Consider the following 15,283-nt stretch of genomic DNA (forward strand, 5'->3'; position numbering starts at 1 on the left):
GCGCGGGTGCCCGGGGCGGGGGGGGTGGTGCCGCGGGGCCACGTGGGGGGGGGCCCGGGCGGCCCGGGCGGGGTCCCCGGGGCGGGGGGGTCCCCCCCCCCCGGGGTCAGCCGTCGCCTCATGCCGCGGTGGCCTGCGCCGCCAGACGGGCGAGCGTGGTGCGCATGCCGTGCCGGTTCACGGCGATCCGGCGCTCGGGGTTCGTCCCCGCGAACACCGTGCCCAGCAGGCTCGCCAGCCCGCCGCCACGGCCGGTGCGCAGGTCCTGCCAGGTCTCGGTGACCCGGGTGCCGCCTTCCTCGGTCTCGAAGCGGTAGCCCCAGCGCGCGATCGGCAGGCCGAAGACGCCCACGTCGAAGACGAACTCCTCGCCCGGGCGGGCCGTGGTGACCCGGCCGGTGGTGAACCACAGGAAGGGGCCGCGCCGGTTGAACCCGACGAACCGCGTGCCCGTGCGCACCGGCGGCCGGCGCACCCACACACCTCGGCACTCCGGGCTCCAGCGCCCCATGTTCCGCAGGTCGGACACCAGGCCGTACAAGGTCGCGCGGTCCGCGTCGACCCGTACCGACTCCTCGAGACTCCACCGTCGCACCGCGTCCGTCATGTGTCCGCTCCCCTCGGAATCCGCTCCACGTGTTACCCGCGGGTACGCTAGCGGACGGAGGGCCTGTGCGGGAGCGCCCGGGGACGTTACGGTGGACGGAAGATCGTTTCGGCCCGCCGGAAGGACACACACGCATGTCGGTACCCGCCGGCCTCCCCGAACCGGAGGTCCTCGTCCACACCGAGGGCCGCGCCGGTTTCCTCACCCTGAACCGGCCGCGCGCCCTCAACGCGCTCACGCACGCCATGGTGCGGCGCATCGACGAGGCGCTCACGGCCTGGGAGGACGACCCCGCCGTGACGACCGTGGTCATCCGGGGCGCGGGGGAGCGCGGGCTGTGCGCCGGCGGCGACATCCGGGCCATCCACGCCGACGCCCGCGCCGGCGGCACCGCGACCGAGGACTTCTGGCGCGACGAGTACCGGCTCAACGCCCGGATCGCCCGCTTCACCAAGCCCTACGTGGCGTTCATGGACGGCATCGTCATGGGCGGCGGCGTCGGCGTCTCCGGCCACGGTTCGGTCCGCGTCGTCACCGAGCGCTCCCGCGTCGCCATGCCCGAGACCGGCATCGGCTTCGTCCCCGACGTGGGCGGTACGTGGCTGCTCGGCCGCGCGCCCGGCGAACTCGGCACCCACCTCGCCCTCACCGGCACCGAAGCCGGCGCCGCCGACGCCCTGCTGACCGGCCTCGCCGACCACTTCGTGCCCACCGCCGACCTGCCCGCGCTCGCCGCCGAGCTCACCCGGCTCCCCGCGGCCGAGGCCGTCGCCCGGTTCGCCCGCCCGGCGCCGCCCGGCGCGCTCGCCGGACAGCGCGCCTGGATCGACGACTGCTACGGCGCCGACACGGTCGAGGAGATCGTGCGCCGGCTCACCGACTCGGGGATCCCGGAGGCCAAGGAGACCGCCACCGTCCTCCTCACCCGGTCGCCCACGGCCCTCAAGGCCACCCTCGCGGCGATCCGCCGCGCCCGGACGCTGGACTCCCTCGAAGCGGCGCTCGACACCGAGTTCCGCCTGTCCTGCGCGGCCCTGCGCTCGCCCGACCTGGTCGAGGGCATCCGCGCTCAGGTTGTCGACAAGGACCGCGACCCGCACTGGACGCCGCCGACCCTCCCCGAGGTGACCGAGGCAGCCACCGAGGCCTGGTTCGCCCCCCGGCCCGAAGGCGAGGAGCTGGGCCTCACCCCGCCCGGTGCCGAGAGCCGCTGACCGGAGCCCTCAGTCCTCCGCCTCCCCGTCCAGGGTGAACAGCCCGCCCTGCGGGTCACGGACCGACGCACAGCGCGCCCCCGTGGCGGTCCAGCCCTGGTCGGCCTCGGGGATCACGTCACCGCCGCGCTCCAGCACGGCCGCGGTCGCCCGCTCCAGGTCGGGCACCCGGAAGTGGACCAGCCAGCGCGGGCGCCGCTGCGGCAGCGCCGAGGCCGCCTCCACCGGGCCGCTGTTCAGCCGGGCCACCGCCTCGCCGTGGGTGCGCAGCACCACCTGCTCGTCCTCGTACGCCACCTCGAAGCGGTCCGCGTTGCCGTCGACCCACTGCAGGACGCCTCCGTAGAAGAGTGCGGCATCGAACGCGTTGCGCGTGTGCAGCTCCAGCCAGGCGGGCGCGTGGTGCTCGCCGAGCCGCCAGCGGGAGGAGATCCTGCCCTCCCACACCCCGAACGCCGCGCCCTCCAGATCGGTGGCGAGCGCCGCCCGCCCGCGCGGCGGGAAGGCCACCGGGCCCACGCCGACCGTGCCGCCGCGCTCCCGGATGCGGGCCACCGCCTCGTCGGCGTCGGAGACCGCGAAGTACGCCGTCCAGGCCACGGGCACGCCCATGCGGACGGCGACCTCGCCGATCCCGCCGACCGGCACCCCGTCCCGCTCGCCGACGGAGAAGCCCTGGCCCAGCGGCCCGCGCCGGAAGGTCCAGCCGAGCACCGCCCCGTAGAACTCCTCGGCGGCATCCAGGTCGCGCGCCGCCAGACTCAGCCAGCAGGGCGCTCCCGGCTCATCCGCGGTCAACGGCACTGGGCTCACCTCACTCGTGTTCGCCCCCCAGGGCCACCCTCACCCGGACGCACCGGCTCCGCCACTTCTCCGGCCGCCGGCCGGGCCGCCCGCACGCGGTGCCGCGCCGCTTCCCGTTACCTGACCGTCACCGTACCGATGAGTATGCGGTGGTCGGAGCAGGCCGCGACGCCCGTGCACGCCGTCGAGATCGCGAGCGAGTCCGCGCTGTACGGGCCGGCGAGGGCGCTCTCCCGGACGAAGATGTGGTCGATCTTCGCGTACCCGCCGCACGGCGGCGTCGCCCCCGGCGTGCCGTCGGCGGTCCACTCGCCGTAGCCGAGGCAGTTCCCGGCGTCGGCGTCGTCGAGCTCCCGGTACTCACCGGTGTTGTTCGCGTTGTACGCCGTGTCCACGCTGGGCGCGTAGTACGAGTTCAGCCGGCCGTAGTGCGGCTGGGCGTTGAAGTCGCCCGCGATCAGGGCCGTCTCGCCGGCGGCCGCGTACTCCTCCAGCTTCTGGTGCACGAAGTCCAGCTGCGCCACGTTGAACGACTGGCTGGTCGTGATGTGCGTCGTGCAGAACCGCGTCGCCGTCCCGTCGGTGAGCGGCGCGCACAGCATGTTGCGCTTCTCGGCCGTGCCGTCGTCCGGCAGGGCGAGGCGGGCGGCGCCGCCGAGCGGCCGCTTGCTGAAGATCGCGTTCCCGAACGCCTCGCCCCGGCACACCGCCGCGTTCCCCGCGGGGCGGCTCGGCTCGAAGCGCGCGAAGTTGGCTTCGTCCTGCGGCCAGCCCTTGGCCCGCAACTCGCTCACCAGGGCGCTGTACTGGCCCTGGCACAGCTCGTTGAACGCGGCGAAGTCGGCGCCCCGGTTGACGATCGACGCGGCGGCCTGGGTCACCAGGCCGTCGGTCGTGGAGCCGTCGTGGATCGTGTTCCCCGCCACGTTCCACTGCCACACCGTGTACGTGCGCGGCGCCGGCGTGTCGGCCTGCGCGGCCGTCGCCGGCAGCAGCACCGCGGCGAGCGCCCCCGTGAGCGCGAGCCGGAGGCCGCGTCGCATCTGTCCTCGCATGACGGAAATCCCCCTCCCTGACCGGCCCCATGTCGAGGCCGGGTGCCGCGACCGGGCGACACGGGAATGATCATAGAGGGGGGTGCTGACAGCGCCCGGTGACCGTCCGGCGCATGATGTGTGCATGCTGTTGACGTTCGAACCCGTCCTCGACCGGATCGCCGAGGAGATCGCCGACCTCACGGAACGCGGACGACCCGCCGACTACATCCCTGCACTCGCCTCCGGCGACCCCGGCAGTTTCGGCATGGCCGTCGCCGAGCTCGACGGCACGGTGTACGGCGTCGGCGACTGGCAGCGGCCCTTCTCCACCCAGTCCGTCACCAAGGTGTTCACGCTCGCCCTGGCCCTGGCCCGCAAGGGCGAGCCGCTGTGGGACCACGTGGGCCGCGAGCCTTCCGGCAACCCGTTCAACTCGCTCGTCCAGCTGGAGTACGAGAACGGCATCCCCCGCAACCCCTTCATCAACGCCGGTGCCCTCGTCGTCACCGACCAGCTCCACCGCATCACCGGCGACGCCTCCGGCGTCCTGCTCGACTTCCTGCGCGCCGAGAGCGGCAACCAGGACCTCGACTTCGACCGCGACGTCGCCGCGTCCGAGACCGCCCACGGCGACCGCAACGCCGCCCTCGCGCACTTCATGGCCTCGTACGACAACATCGCCAACCCCGTGCCCACCCTGCTCCGCGAGTACTTCCGCCAGTGCTCCGTCGAGGCGTCCTGCGCCGACCTCGCCCTCGCCACGGGTTTCCTCGCCCGCCACGGCATCCGCGCCGACGGCTCCCGGCTGCTCACCCGCAGCCAGGCCAAACAGGTCAACGCGGTGATGCTCACCTGCGGCACGTACGACGCCGCCGGCGACTTCGCCTACCGGGTCGGACTGCCCGGCAAGAGCGGGGTCGGCGGCGGCATCATCGCCGTCGTCCCGGGCCGCTGCACGCTGTGCGTGTGGAGCCCCGGCCTCGACGAGCGCGGGAACTCGGTCGCGGGCGTCACCGCCCTCGACCGGTTCACCACCATCACCGGCCTGTCCGTCTTCTGACCGGCCGGGTCGGCCGCCTCAGGCCGCGTCGAACACCAGGACGTACGCCCCGCGCCGCTCCTCGCCGTCCGGGAGGCGCCAGTCCGCGACCACATGGCCGCGCGAGCCCGTGGCCTTCGGGTCGAGCACCCGCGCCAGCCGCAGCAGCAGCGGCGCGTCCGCGCCCAGCCGCAGGTCCGTGCCGTACGCACCGTCCTCCACGATCGGCGCGGCCGACGCGTCGAACGCGCCGGTCCCGTCGAAGGACGCCTCGACGGTCGGGTCCGGCGTGTCCGACAGGCTCTGGGCCTGCGGCACCGCCCGGCCCGCGAGCAGGGCCGCCAACTCGGCGGCCAGGACCGGGTCGTGGGCGCCGTCGTAGATCCACCGGGTGCCGAGCACCCCGTGCTCCGACGTGCCGATCAGCGCGCCCTCGGCGCCCTCCAGCGGCGCCGCCCGGTACGTCATCGGCACCAGATAGGCGTGGACCTCCTCGCCCGAGGTGTCGGCGACCACCGCGAACTCGATGCCCACCTCGCCCTCCGGGTCGTCGAGCCGGAACCCGCCCGCCTTCTCCAGAGCGGGCACCGCGCCCTCGCCGCCCCGGTACCAGGGGCGGCTCGGCAGCCAGTCGGCCAGGAGCTCCAGCTTGGTCGGCGTCATCGTGGTCTTGTGGATCTCTGCCATCGCCTCGCACTTCCTCCGTCACGGTACGGTTCCCGGGCGCGCGGACCCGCCCTGGGAACCGTACCTCCACGGACGGACCGTCAGCCCTCCGCCCCCGGCGCGTGCAGCTCGCCCGACCTGGCGACCCGCGCGTACCACCGGGCACTCGACTTCGGCGTGCGCCGCAGCGTCGCGTAGTCCACGTGGACCGCGCCGAACCGCTTCGCATAGCCGTACGCCCACTCGAAGTTGTCGAGCAGCGACCAGAGGAAGTAGCCGTGCACCACCGCGCCGGCCTCCACCGCCCGGTGCAGCGCCTCCAGATGCGCGTGGACGTACGCGGCCCGCTCCGGGTCGTGCACCGAACCGTCCGCGCCGACCACGTCCTCGTACGCCGCGCCGTTCTCGCTCACCACCAGCGGAAGCCCCGGGTAGCGGGCCGAGATCCGGGTCAGCAGGTCCTCGAGACCCGACGGGTCGACCGGCCAGCCCATCGCCGTCCGGGCCCCGTCCGCCTGGTGGAAGGCGACGTCGTCCGCGCCCGGCCACGGCGAGAACTCACTGTTCCCGTGCCCGTCGTCCTGCGGCTTCGCCTCCCCGTCCGCGACCCGCGACACCACCGTCGGCGTGTAGTAGTTGATGCCCAGCCAGTCCAGCGGCTGCCCCGCCGTCGCCTCGTCACCGCCCCGTACAAAGCCCCAGTCCGTCAGGTGCGCGGTGTCCGCGAACAGCTCCTCCGGGTAGCGCCCGTCCAGCATCGGCCCCAGCCAGACCCCGTTGCCGACCGTGTCGATCCGCCGCGCCGCCTCCCGGTCCTCCGCGGACGGCGTCAGCGGGCGCACCTCGTGCAGGTTGAGCGAGACCGCCAGCTTCGCCCCGGCCGGCAGCGCCGACCGCAGCGCCTGCACCGCGAGCCCGTGCCCCAGGTTCAGGTGGTGGGCGGCGCGCAGCGCGGCCACCGGATCGGTACGGCCCGGGGCGTGGACCCCGGAGCCGTAGCCGAGGAAGGCGCTGCACCAGGGCTCGTTGAGCGTGGTCCAGCGGCTCACCCGGTCGCCCAGCGCCTCGGCGACCAGACCCGCGTAGGCGGCGAACCGCTCCGCCGTCGCCCGCTCCGGCCAGCCTCCCGCGTCCTCGAGCTCCTGCGGCAGGTCCCAGTGGTAGAGGGTGAGCGCCGGCTCGATCCCGGCCGCGAGCAGCTCGTCGACGAGCCGCCGGTAGAAGTCGAGTCCCTTCTGCACCGCCGGGCCACGCCCGGTCGGCTGGACCCGCGACCAGGACACCGAGAACCGGTAGGCGTTGAGCCCCAGTTCCGACATCAGCCGGACGTCCTCGCGGAACCGGTGGTAGTGGTCGACGGCGACGTCGCCGGTGTGCCCCTCGAAGACCTTCCCCGGCGTGTGCGAGAAGGTGTCCCAGATGGACGGTGTGCGGCCGTCCTCGGCCGCCGCCCCCTCGATCTGGTACGCGGCGGTGGCGGCGCCCCACAGGAAGTCGGACGGGAATCGGCGGACGGCGGTCAGCGGCCGGGTTTCGGACGCGGTCATAGGAGAGCGCTCCCAACGCAGAGACGGGTGACGGACGCACCACGGGCGTGCCGGGGCACGGCGGCGGTACGGAGAAGGAATCGGCGGACGGGCGTCAGCTCTTGACCGCGCCCGCGGTGATCCCGCCGACGATGTGCTTGCCGAGCAGCGCGAAGACCAGCAGCAGCGGCACCGTGGAGATCAGCGCGCCGGTGAGGACCACGGCCTGGTCCACGCTGTGGTTGCCCGCGCCGAGCCCGGCGAGGGCGACCTGGAGGGTCGGGCTGCCGTCGGGCGTGAGGGCGATGAACGGCCAGAAGAAGTCGTTCCAGGCCTGGACGAAGACCAGCATCCCCAGGACGGCCATCGCCGGGCGCGCGACCGGGAAGACCACGTGCCAGACGATCCGCAGCGAGTGGGCCCCGTCCATCCGGGCCGCCTCCACCAGCTCCACGGGCAGCGCCTCGATGAGGAACTGGCGCATGAAGAACACGCCGAAGGCGGCCACCAGGGACGGCAGCACCACGGACTGGAGCTGGTCGACCCAGCCCAGATCGGTGATGATCCGGTACAGCGGGATCACGCTCAGCTGCGGCGGGATGGTCATCGTCGCGACCACCAGGGTCAGCAGGGCGCCGCGGCCCTTGAACGGCAGCTTGGCGAAGGCGAAGCCGGCCAGGGTCGAGAAGAGCACCGTGGACAGGGCGACGAGGGAGGCCACCACGGTCGTGTTGACCAGCGCCTCGCCCATGTCGACCTGGTTCCAGGCGAAGGACAGGTTGTCGAAGAGGCGCGGCCCTGGCAGCAGCGGCGCGGGCGCCGTGACCACGCGCTCGCCGGTGTGCGAGGCGGCCACGAGGTTCCAGTACAGCGGGAAGAGCGAGACCAGCGCGGCGAGGCCGAGCAGGACGTAGGTCAGCGGCCCGGCGTGGTGCTGCCGGCCGGCGGTCTGCCGGAAACGAGTGCGCACGGGATCAGGCCCCCAGCTTCTTGCGGTTCGCGCGGGCGATCAGCGACTGCGCGCCGCCGACGAGGAGCAGGAGCAGCAGCATCACCCAGGCGATGGCGGAGGCCTGGCCGAGGGCGCCGGTGACCCAGCCCTTCTCGTACATCAGCAGGCTGAGCGTCTGGAACTGGTTGCCGCTGCCGCCGGAGATGCCGACGCTGCCGCCGTAGAGCATCGGCTCGCCGAAGAGCTGGGTGGCGCCGATGGTCGAGACGATGACGGTGAACAGGATCGTCGGACGGATGGAGGGGATCGTCACGCTGAGGAACTGGCGCCAGCGCGAGGCCCCGTCGAGGGCGGCCGCCTCGTACAGGTCCTGCGGCACGGCCTGCATCGCGGCCAGGTAGATGAGCGCGTTGTAGCCGGTCCACCGCCAGGTCACGATCACCGAGATGGCGATCTGCGCGGGCCACTTGGACGACTCCCAGTCGACCGGGTCGAAACCGACCAGGCCGAGGGCCGAGTTGATCAGGCCGTAGTCGGTGTTGAACAGCTGGGCGAAGACCAGGGTCGCCGCCGCGATCGAGGTCGCGTACGGGGCGAGGACGGCGACCCGGAAGAACCCCCGGCCGCGGAGCCTGTAGTTGAGCAGATGCGCCAGGCCGAGCGCCATGAGCAGCTGCGGCACGGTGGAGATCACACCGATGGTGAAGGTGTTGGCGAGCGCGTTCCAGAAGAACTCGCTGTCGGCGAGGCCGGTGTAGTTCTCCAGGCCCCGCCATTCCGGCTCGCCGCCGAGCTCCACCCGGTTGAGCGAGAGCCAGCCCGTGTAGAGCAGCGGGAAGAGTCCGAAGGCGGCGAAGGTGAGGAAGAAGGGGGCGACGAAGGCGTACGGCGTCGCCTTCAGGTCCCAGCGGTAGAGCCGGCGGCGTAGGGCGGACCTGCCGCCGTCCGGGCGGCGGGCGCCGGGGCGCCGGGAGCGGGCGGGCGGTGCGTCGGGCGGCGGGGAGCCGCCGTTCCTCGCCCGTACGGAGGTGGCCACGGGGGCGTCCTTCCAAGTCGGTGCGTACGGGTCGGGCGTGGGGGTGGGTCGGGCGCGCGGTGCGCGGGAGCGGTGCGCTGGGGCGGGGGCCCGGCCAGGTCCGCGGTCGGGCCCCCGCCGCCTCCCGCTACTGGTCGATCTTGTCGTCGACCAGCTTCCTGACGTTCTCCCAGGCCTTCGCCGGGTCGGTGCCGCGCTGCTCGATGTCGAGGATGCCGTTGTCGGTGAGGAAGGTCTTCACCTGGCCGTCCCAGCGGCTGATCGGCGCGGGCTTGATCTGGGCCGCCGCGGCCGCGTAGATCTGGCCGACCGGGGTGTCTCCGAAGTACGGCAGCTTGGCGTCGACGACGGCGGCGGAGGAGAGCGTGTCCTTGGTGGACGGGATGTTGCCGTTGACCGCGAACACCTTGGCGTGCTGGGCCGGGGCGGTCAGCCACGCGGCCAGCTCCGCGGCCTCCTTGGCGTGCTTGCCGGACTTCGGCACGGCCAGGAAGGAGCCGCCCCAGTTGCCCGCGACGGGCGGCGCGGCGATGTCCCACTTGCCCTGGTTGGCGCTGCCTGCCTGGTCCTTGATGATGCCGGTCATCCAGCTGGGGCAGGCGACGGTGGCGAACTTCGCGTTCTTGAAGGCGGCGTTCCAGGTGCCCTTCTCGTCGAACTGCCGCAGCTTGGCGGTGATGCCGCTCTGTGCGGCCGAGACGGCGGTGTCCCAGGCCTTCTTGACGCCCGGGCTGGTCTCCCAGGCGAGTTCGCCCTGGGAGTTCGCGTACTGCTCGGGGTCGCTGTTGACGACGGCGTTGAACAGGCCGCTCGCGGAGTCGTGGAAGAAGGTGCCGGAGGGCGCGTTCTTCTGGTAGGTCTTGCCGGTCTCCAGGAACTTCACCCAGTCGCCGGCCCACAGCCGGCCGACCTCGGTGCGGTCGGTGGGCAGCTTGGCCTTGGCGAAGAGCTCCTTGTTGTAGCAGATGGCCATGGGGCCGATGTCGGTGCCGAGGCCGATCACCTTGCCGTCCGCGGTGGTGGCCTGCTTGACCTTCCAGTCGAGGAAGGCGCTGACGTCGGCGCCGCCGGTCTTGGAGAGGTCCACCCACTTGTCGGCCATGGCGGGGCCGGTGGCCTCGGCGATGTAGCCGACCTCGACGGCCTGGATGTCGGCGAGGCCGCTGTTGCGGGAGAGGCGCAGCTTGAGGGTGTCCCAGTACTTCTGGCCGTCGGCGACGTTCGACTCGACGATCTTGATGTTGGGGTGGGTCTTCTCGTACTCGGCGTAGAGCTTGGCTCCGGTCTTGTTGTCGTAGCCGAAGGAACCGAAGGTTCCGACCCGCAGCGTGATCGTGCCGCCGTCGGCGGAGTCCCCGTCGTCACCGCCGTCGCCGCAGCCGGTGAGCAGGGCCGTGCCGGCGGTCAGGGCCGCGACCGCCGCGAGCGCGGTTCGGCGGGCGCGGCCGGGGGCCGGTCTGCTGCTGGTAGTGCGCATGCCACTCTCCTCGTCCAAAAGGTGGTGCCTGCTCGTGCCAGGTATGGGAGCGCTCCCACGTCGTTGTTGCCGGAAGGTTCCTGCTTTCCGGGGGGAGGTGTCAAGACATGAACGCGAATTCGCCCGACCCTGGGAAGCGAGTAGCATGGGAGCGCTCCCATAGATCGGATGTCGAAGGGGAGGGCTCACCGGCGCCGTACGGTGCCGCTCGGGACGGAGGCGGGGGCGGTGGCCTATCTTGACCTGATCGCCGCACGGTACGGGGCGATGCCGCACGAGGGGAGTACGAGGGCGTGAGCGGACGGCACAGTGGCAGGCCCACGCTGGAACAGGTCGCGGCCCGGGCGGGGGTCGGCCGGGGCACCGTGTCCCGCGTCATCAACGGCTCGCCCCGGGTGAGCGAACAGGCCCGCGAGGCCGTCGAACGGGCCATCGAGGAACTCGGCTACGTACCCAACCAGGCGGCCCGCACCCTCGCCGGCAGCCGCACCGACGCCGTGGCCCTCGTCATCCCCGAGACCGAGGCGCGCCTCTTCGCCGAGCCGTACTTCCTCGACATCATCCGCGGGATCAGCGCCGAGCTCGGCGCTTCCGACAAACAACTGCTGCTCACCCTGGTCCGCAGCGAGCGGGAGCGCGAGCGCTTCGGGCAGTACCTCGCCGCCCAGCGCGTGGACGGCGTGTTGCTCGCCTCCGTGCACGCCGACGACCCGCTGCCCGAACGGGTCCGCGAACTCGGCCTCCCTGTCGTCCTCAACGGCCGGCGCACCGCCGACGAGCCCGCCGCCTACGTCGACTCCGACAACGCGGGCGCCGGCCGCGCCGCCGTCGCCCACCTCGCCGGACGCGGTCGTCGCCGCATCGCGACCATCACCGGCCCCCTCGACATGTACGTGGCCCGGGCCCGCCTCGACGGCTACCGCGAGGGCGTCGCCGCTGCCGGCCTCGAAGCCGACGAACTCCTCGTCGCCACCGGCGACTTCACCGAGGAGGGCGGCCGGCGCGCCATGCGCGAGCTGCTCGACCGCGCCCCGGACCTGGACGCGGTCTTCGCGGCCTCCGACGTCATGGCCGCCGGCGCCCGCGGCGTCCTGCGCGAGACCGGCCGCCGCGTGCCGGACGACGTCGCCCTGGTCGGCGTCGACGACTCCGCCGTCGCCCGCCTGATGGACCCGCCGCTCACCAGCGTCCGCCAGCCCATCGAGGAGATGGGCCGCACGATGGCCCGCATGCTGCTGCGGGAGCTGGCCGGGGAGGCGACGGCGGCCGAGGAGGGCGCGCACCAGGTGCTGCCGACGGAGCTGGTGGTGCGGGACTCGTCCTGAGCGCGTCCCGGCCCACGCCGGTGGGCGGGCCGGGACCCGACGGTTCCGGCCCGCCCGAGGGGTGGGTGGGTCAGGGGTGCGTCACAGCGCCGGATAGGCGTTCTTCATGAGCTCCTGGAACTGGGCCGAGAACCACTTGCCCGAGAGCGGGGCGTTCGGCAGGGCGCCCGACATGTTGTTGTTGTTCCGGGGGTTGCCCGTGTACGTCGGGTCGCACATCCGGTCGAAGCCCTTGCCCTCGTCGTTCGGGATCTCCGAGCTGGCGCCGTCGGACTCGCCCGGGGGCTTCATCCAGACGTACGCGTCGATGCCCGGCTGCGGAGCGGCCTTCGGGCGTTCACCGAGGCCCGCGCCCGCCTGGTTGCACCAGTTGCCGGTGTTCAGCCGGCGGTCGTAACGGCCGCCGTCGATGTACGTGTTGACGTCGGTCTTCGCGCCGGGCCCGGCCGGCCGGGCGGTGCCGCCCCAGCCGTTGCGGGAGGTGTCGATCAGCATGCCGATCTTGGAGTCGAAGCCGATCGAGACCAGCTTGTCGCGCATCGCCTGGGCGTAGGAGAGCTCGTCGGTGTAGCGGTTCCAGTCCAGCCACTTGGACTGGCGGACCGAGACACCGTTGACGGAGTCGTTGATGGAGAAGTGGTCCTCTTTCAGGGCGCTGTAGTTCGCCGTGTTGACGATGAAGCCGGTCACGTTGGCGACGGTCGAGCCCTCGGCCGTCGCCGCCGTCTTGAACAGCTCGGCGGAGGGGCCGAAGTTGTCGTCCCAGCCCAGCCAGCCGTGGTGGCCGGCGTCCAGGTAGTTGTAGACGTTCGGGATCGCGCCCAGCTTGTTCAGGGCGTAGCCGACGCCCTTGATGTAGTTGCCGTTGGCCTTCATCACGTCGCAGTTCGCGGTCGCCGTCGGGCGGCCGCTCACGTTGGTGACCAGGTTGGGCAGCGAGTCGAGCTCGATCGTGTTGACGATCCGCAGCCCCGCGTACTTCGGGTCGGACTGGATCGCCGCGATCGGGTCGATGTACTGGGCCTTGTACTTGTCGATCTCCGTCGGGCCGAGTTCGCCGTTGGAGGAGAGGGCCGCGCAGTCCCGGCCGGGCAGGTTGTAGATGACGAACTGGACGACCAGCTCGCCGTCGCCCTTCTGCCGCAGCGCCTCGTCGAGGTGCGCCCGCACGCCCATGGCGCCGTTCGCGCCGTTGATGGCGGCGATCCGGTCCACCCACACGCCGGTGGGCTGGTTCGACACCCGGGTGCCGCCCGGCTCGGCCGCCGCGTGCGCGGACCACTCCGGGTTCACGTACACCCGTGCACCGACGTACGGGTTGTCGGCCTTGGTGCCGGCCGGCGGCGGAGTGGTGGGCGGTGTCGTCGGGGGAGTGGTCGGCGGGGTGGTCGGCGGGGTGGTGGGCGGCACCGAGCCGGTGCAGGTCACGCCGTTGAGCGTGAAGGTCGCGGGGACGGCGTTGGTGCCGCTGTAGGTGGCGTTGAAGCCGAAGGACGTCGAACCGCCGGTGGCGAGGCTTCCGTTGTACGACAGGTTCTTCGCGGTGACGGCGGCGCCGGACTGGGCGATGTCGGCGTTCCAGCCCTGCGAGACCTTCTGGTCACCGCCGTAGGTCCAGCCCAGGTTCCAGGCGTTCACGGGGTCGCCGAGGTTGGTGACGGTGACGTTCGCGGTGAAGCCGGTGTTCCACTGGTTGGCGATCTGGTAGTCGACCTTGCAGCCCGCGGCGGCGGCGCCGGCGGTGGCGGTGCTCAGGGCGGTGGCCGTGGCGCCGGTGGCGGCGATCAGGCCGAGGGCCGCGAGCAGGGCGGTACGGCTGGTTGTGCGGCTCATGGGGGTGGGTGCCCTTTCAGTTTCCGTTCAGGGAGCGCAGGCGGTCGCGCAACCCGATGCCGAATGCGGTGGGAGTGCCGTCGTACGAACTGATCAGCGCGGGCCCGGAGTTGCAGTTCCAGGTGTTCCAGGTCCAGCCCAGGTACGACAGGCCGCGGTCGTCGAACCACTTCATGACGCGGTCGATGAACGCGTGTGCGCAGGTGTTCTCGCCGATCTCGCCCGCCACCAGGGGGACCTGGTCGGCGACCGGGGCGAGGGTGGAGTTCCAGCACGTCTCGTCGGCGCAGGTGTTGAAGTTGTAGACGTGCCAGGCGGCGGCCAGATTGCCCGCCGGGTCGGTGGGGCGGTGCCGGAGCCACTGGCTCAGGTCGTTGGAGTACGCGATGCCGGGCACCAGGACGAGGTTCCTCGCCCCCGTGGCGCGGACCGCGTCCACCAGGTCCTGCATGCCGGCGACCTCGTAGCCGATGCCCGGGCAGCTGCCGCCGTCGCGCCAGCAGGACCAGGCCTGGGCGGCGGTGGAGGTCGCCCGGTCGGGATAGGGCTCGTTGAACAGGTCGAAGACGACCCGTCTGTCGTTCTTGAAGGTGTCCGCGACCGAGGTCCAGAACGCCGGGGTGTACCGGGCGTTCGGCATCGGCTTCTGGCAGGACGCGTGGACGTCGCCGCAGCCCGCGGAGTTGCCCGTGTACTGCCCGTACGACCAGTGCAGCTCGACCACCGGGGTCATGCCGTGCGCGAGGACCCTGGCGACCAGGTCCTTGACGGCGTTCACGTAGTTCGCGCCCCGGTACTCGGGCTTGATGTGGTCGAGACCCAGCCAGCACTCCTCGTTGAGCGGGATGCGGACGGCGTTCGCCTTCCAGTCGGCGACGGCCCTGACCGCGGCGTCGTCGACCGGGCCGTCCCAGATGCCGTGGCCCTGCACGCACATGAACTCGCCGCCGGAGCGGTTCACGCCGAGCAGGCGGCGGACGGCGCCGTTCTGGTCGGTGAGGCGGTTGCCGGTGACGCCGAGTTCGGGCGCGCCGGTGACCGGGGTCGGAGGGGTCGTCGGGGGAGTGGTCGGAGGTGTGGTCGGGCCGGTGGGGGTCGGGGTCGGGGTCGGGGTGGGGGTGGTCGGGGTGGGCGTCGGGGTCGGGATTCCGGCCGTGTCGCAGGGGGCGCCGTTCAGCGTGAAGGCCGACGGGGCCGGGTTGGTGCCCGTCCAGGAGGCGATGAAGCCGGTCGTCACTTTCGCGCCGGTGCCGAGCGCGCCGTTCCAGCTCTCGTTCACGACGGTCACGGACGTCGCGGACTGGGACCACGTGCCGCCCCAGCCCTGGCTCACGGCCTGGCCGGCCGGGAAGTCGAAGCCGAGGCGCCAACCGCTCAGCGCGGTGCTGTTGTTGGTGATGCTGACGGCACCCTGGAAACCGCCGGTCCACTGGCCGACGATCGCGTACTCCACGGTGCAGGCGGGTGCGGACGCGGCTCCCGAGGCCGTACCCGTGACGGCGAGAGCGGTGCTCGCCGCCGTGAGCGCCGCTCCCGCGAGCAGCGCCGTCAGACGTGGGGGATGTCGCATGAGCGAGTCCTCGCAGCGAGGGCACACCGGGGCGGGTGTGCCGACGGGATGGATTCGCTCCCACTGGTCGGGCAGACCGTAGCGGCAACGGGCGCCAAGGAAAAGAGGAGTTGAGCAAAATTCCGCGTGCGGTGCCTTCGACTCTTCGGCTGTCTTGACGGCGTCTCGTCAGGTCTGCACAGTGGGAGCGCTCCCAC

General features: G+C 72.4%; 13 protein-coding genes. 3 read left to right on the forward strand and 10 right to left on the reverse strand.

The genetic code is table 11. The annotated features are described in order from the left end of the window. Window positions 1–118 precede the first annotated feature (118 nt). Entirely contained in the window at window positions 119–607 is a 489-nt protein-coding gene (locus ACFVGS_RS20790) for an SRPBCC family protein (RefSeq protein ID WP_385693288.1), read from the reverse strand. Window positions 608–741: 134 nt separating this feature from the next. Here ACFVGS_RS20790 and ACFVGS_RS20795 point away from each other — a divergent pair, with 134 nt between their 5' ends. Continuing rightward, entirely contained in the window at window positions 742–1,821 is a 1,080-nt protein-coding gene (locus ACFVGS_RS20795) for an enoyl-CoA hydratase/isomerase family protein (protein ID WP_385693289.1), read from the forward strand. A 9-nt stretch (window positions 1,822–1,830) separates the two neighbouring features. Here ACFVGS_RS20795 and ACFVGS_RS20800 read toward each other — a convergent pair whose 3' ends face one another. Continuing rightward, window positions 1,831–2,625 (reverse strand): VOC family protein, encoded by a 795-nt coding sequence (locus ACFVGS_RS20800; protein WP_384412766.1) that lies wholly within the window; start codon window positions 2,623–2,625, stop codon window positions 1,831–1,833. Window positions 2,626–2,741: 116 nt separating this feature from the next. Beyond that, on the reverse strand, window positions 2,742–3,668 hold the full coding sequence (locus ACFVGS_RS20805; protein ID WP_385693290.1) for an endonuclease/exonuclease/phosphatase family protein: 927 nt from the start codon (window positions 3,666–3,668) through the stop codon (window positions 2,742–2,744). 136 nt (window positions 3,669–3,804) lie between these two features. On the opposite strand from ACFVGS_RS20805, the gene ACFVGS_RS20810 reads away from it, so the two are divergent. Next, window positions 3,805–4,722, forward strand: a complete 918-nt coding sequence (locus ACFVGS_RS20810; protein ID WP_384412772.1) for a glutaminase — start codon at window positions 3,805–3,807, stop codon at window positions 4,720–4,722. A gap of 18 nt (window positions 4,723–4,740) precedes the next feature. Here the strand turns inward: ACFVGS_RS20810 and ACFVGS_RS20815 are convergent, their stop codons facing one another. The 5 genes from ACFVGS_RS20815 to ACFVGS_RS20835 all read right to left on the reverse strand — a co-directional run bounded on the left by ACFVGS_RS20815 (window position 4,741) and on the right by ACFVGS_RS20835 (window position 10,358). After that, window positions 4,741–5,388: a 1,4-alpha-glucan branching protein gene (locus tag ACFVGS_RS20815; protein WP_384412774.1), complete on the reverse strand. Its 648-nt coding sequence runs from the start codon at window positions 5,386–5,388 to the stop codon at window positions 4,741–4,743. Between the two features lie 80 nt (window positions 5,389–5,468). Then, window positions 5,469–6,914, reverse strand: coding sequence for a GH1 family beta-glucosidase (locus ACFVGS_RS20820; protein WP_385693291.1), 1,446 nt, complete (start codon window positions 6,912–6,914; stop codon window positions 5,469–5,471). A gap of 94 nt (window positions 6,915–7,008) precedes the next feature. Then, complete coding sequence (locus ACFVGS_RS20825; protein ID WP_384412780.1) at window positions 7,009–7,863, reverse strand: carbohydrate ABC transporter permease; 855 nt, start codon at window positions 7,861–7,863, stop codon at window positions 7,009–7,011. A 4-nt stretch (window positions 7,864–7,867) separates the two neighbouring features. Beyond that, window positions 7,868–8,881, reverse strand: a complete 1,014-nt coding sequence (locus ACFVGS_RS20830) for a carbohydrate ABC transporter permease (RefSeq protein ID WP_384412783.1) — start codon at window positions 8,879–8,881, stop codon at window positions 7,868–7,870. 127 nt (window positions 8,882–9,008) lie between these two features. After that, on the reverse strand, window positions 9,009–10,358 hold the full coding sequence (locus tag ACFVGS_RS20835) for an ABC transporter substrate-binding protein (RefSeq protein WP_384412786.1): 1,350 nt from the start codon (window positions 10,356–10,358) through the stop codon (window positions 9,009–9,011). Between the two features lie 293 nt (window positions 10,359–10,651). Here ACFVGS_RS20835 and ACFVGS_RS20840 point away from each other — a divergent pair, with 293 nt between their 5' ends. Further along, window positions 10,652–11,683: a LacI family DNA-binding transcriptional regulator gene (locus ACFVGS_RS20840; RefSeq protein WP_384412789.1), complete on the forward strand. Its 1,032-nt coding sequence runs from the start codon at window positions 10,652–10,654 to the stop codon at window positions 11,681–11,683. A gap of 81 nt (window positions 11,684–11,764) precedes the next feature. On the opposite strand, the gene ACFVGS_RS20845 is transcribed toward ACFVGS_RS20840, so the two are convergent. Both ACFVGS_RS20845 and ACFVGS_RS20850 read right to left on the reverse strand, forming a co-directional pair. Then, entirely contained in the window at window positions 11,765–13,516 is a 1,752-nt protein-coding gene (locus ACFVGS_RS20845; RefSeq protein WP_384412791.1) for a glycoside hydrolase family 6 protein, read from the reverse strand. A gap of 16 nt (window positions 13,517–13,532) precedes the next feature. Beyond that, entirely contained in the window at window positions 13,533–15,086 is a 1,554-nt protein-coding gene (locus ACFVGS_RS20850) for a cellulase family glycosylhydrolase (RefSeq protein WP_384412794.1), read from the reverse strand. Window positions 15,087–15,283 lie beyond the last annotated feature (197 nt).

It is taken from the genome of Streptomyces sp. NPDC127114 (genome assembly GCF_042677525.1).
In the GTDB taxonomy this organism is placed as follows: Bacteria; Actinomycetota; Actinomycetes; order Streptomycetales; family Streptomycetaceae; genus Streptomyces.

Coding starts and splice junctions, on each gene's coding strand:
- ACFVGS_RS20790 (WP_385693288.1), bottom strand. CDS start 607: ATGACGGACGCGGTGCGACGGTGGAGTCTCGAGGAGTCGGTACGGGTC.
- ACFVGS_RS20795 (WP_385693289.1), top strand. CDS start 742: ATGTCGGTACCCGCCGGCCTCCCCGAACCGGAGGTCCTCGTCCACACC.
- ACFVGS_RS20805 (WP_385693290.1), bottom strand. CDS start 3,668: ATGCGACGCGGCCTCCGGCTCGCGCTCACGGGGGCGCTCGCCGCGGTG.
- ACFVGS_RS20810 (WP_384412772.1), top strand. CDS start 3,805: ATGCTGTTGACGTTCGAACCCGTCCTCGACCGGATCGCCGAGGAGATC.
- ACFVGS_RS20815 (WP_384412774.1), bottom strand. CDS start 5,388: ATGGCAGAGATCCACAAGACCACGATGACGCCGACCAAGCTGGAGCTC.
- ACFVGS_RS20820 (WP_385693291.1), bottom strand. CDS start 6,914: ATGACCGCGTCCGAAACCCGGCCGCTGACCGCCGTCCGCCGATTCCCG.
- ACFVGS_RS20835 (WP_384412786.1), bottom strand. CDS start 10,358: ATGCGCACTACCAGCAGCAGACCGGCCCCCGGCCGCGCCCGCCGAACC.
- ACFVGS_RS20845 (WP_384412791.1), bottom strand. CDS start 13,516: ATGAGCCGCACAACCAGCCGTACCGCCCTGCTCGCGGCCCTCGGCCTG.
- ACFVGS_RS20850 (WP_384412794.1), bottom strand. CDS start 15,086: ATGCGACATCCCCCACGTCTGACGGCGCTGCTCGCGGGAGCGGCGCTC.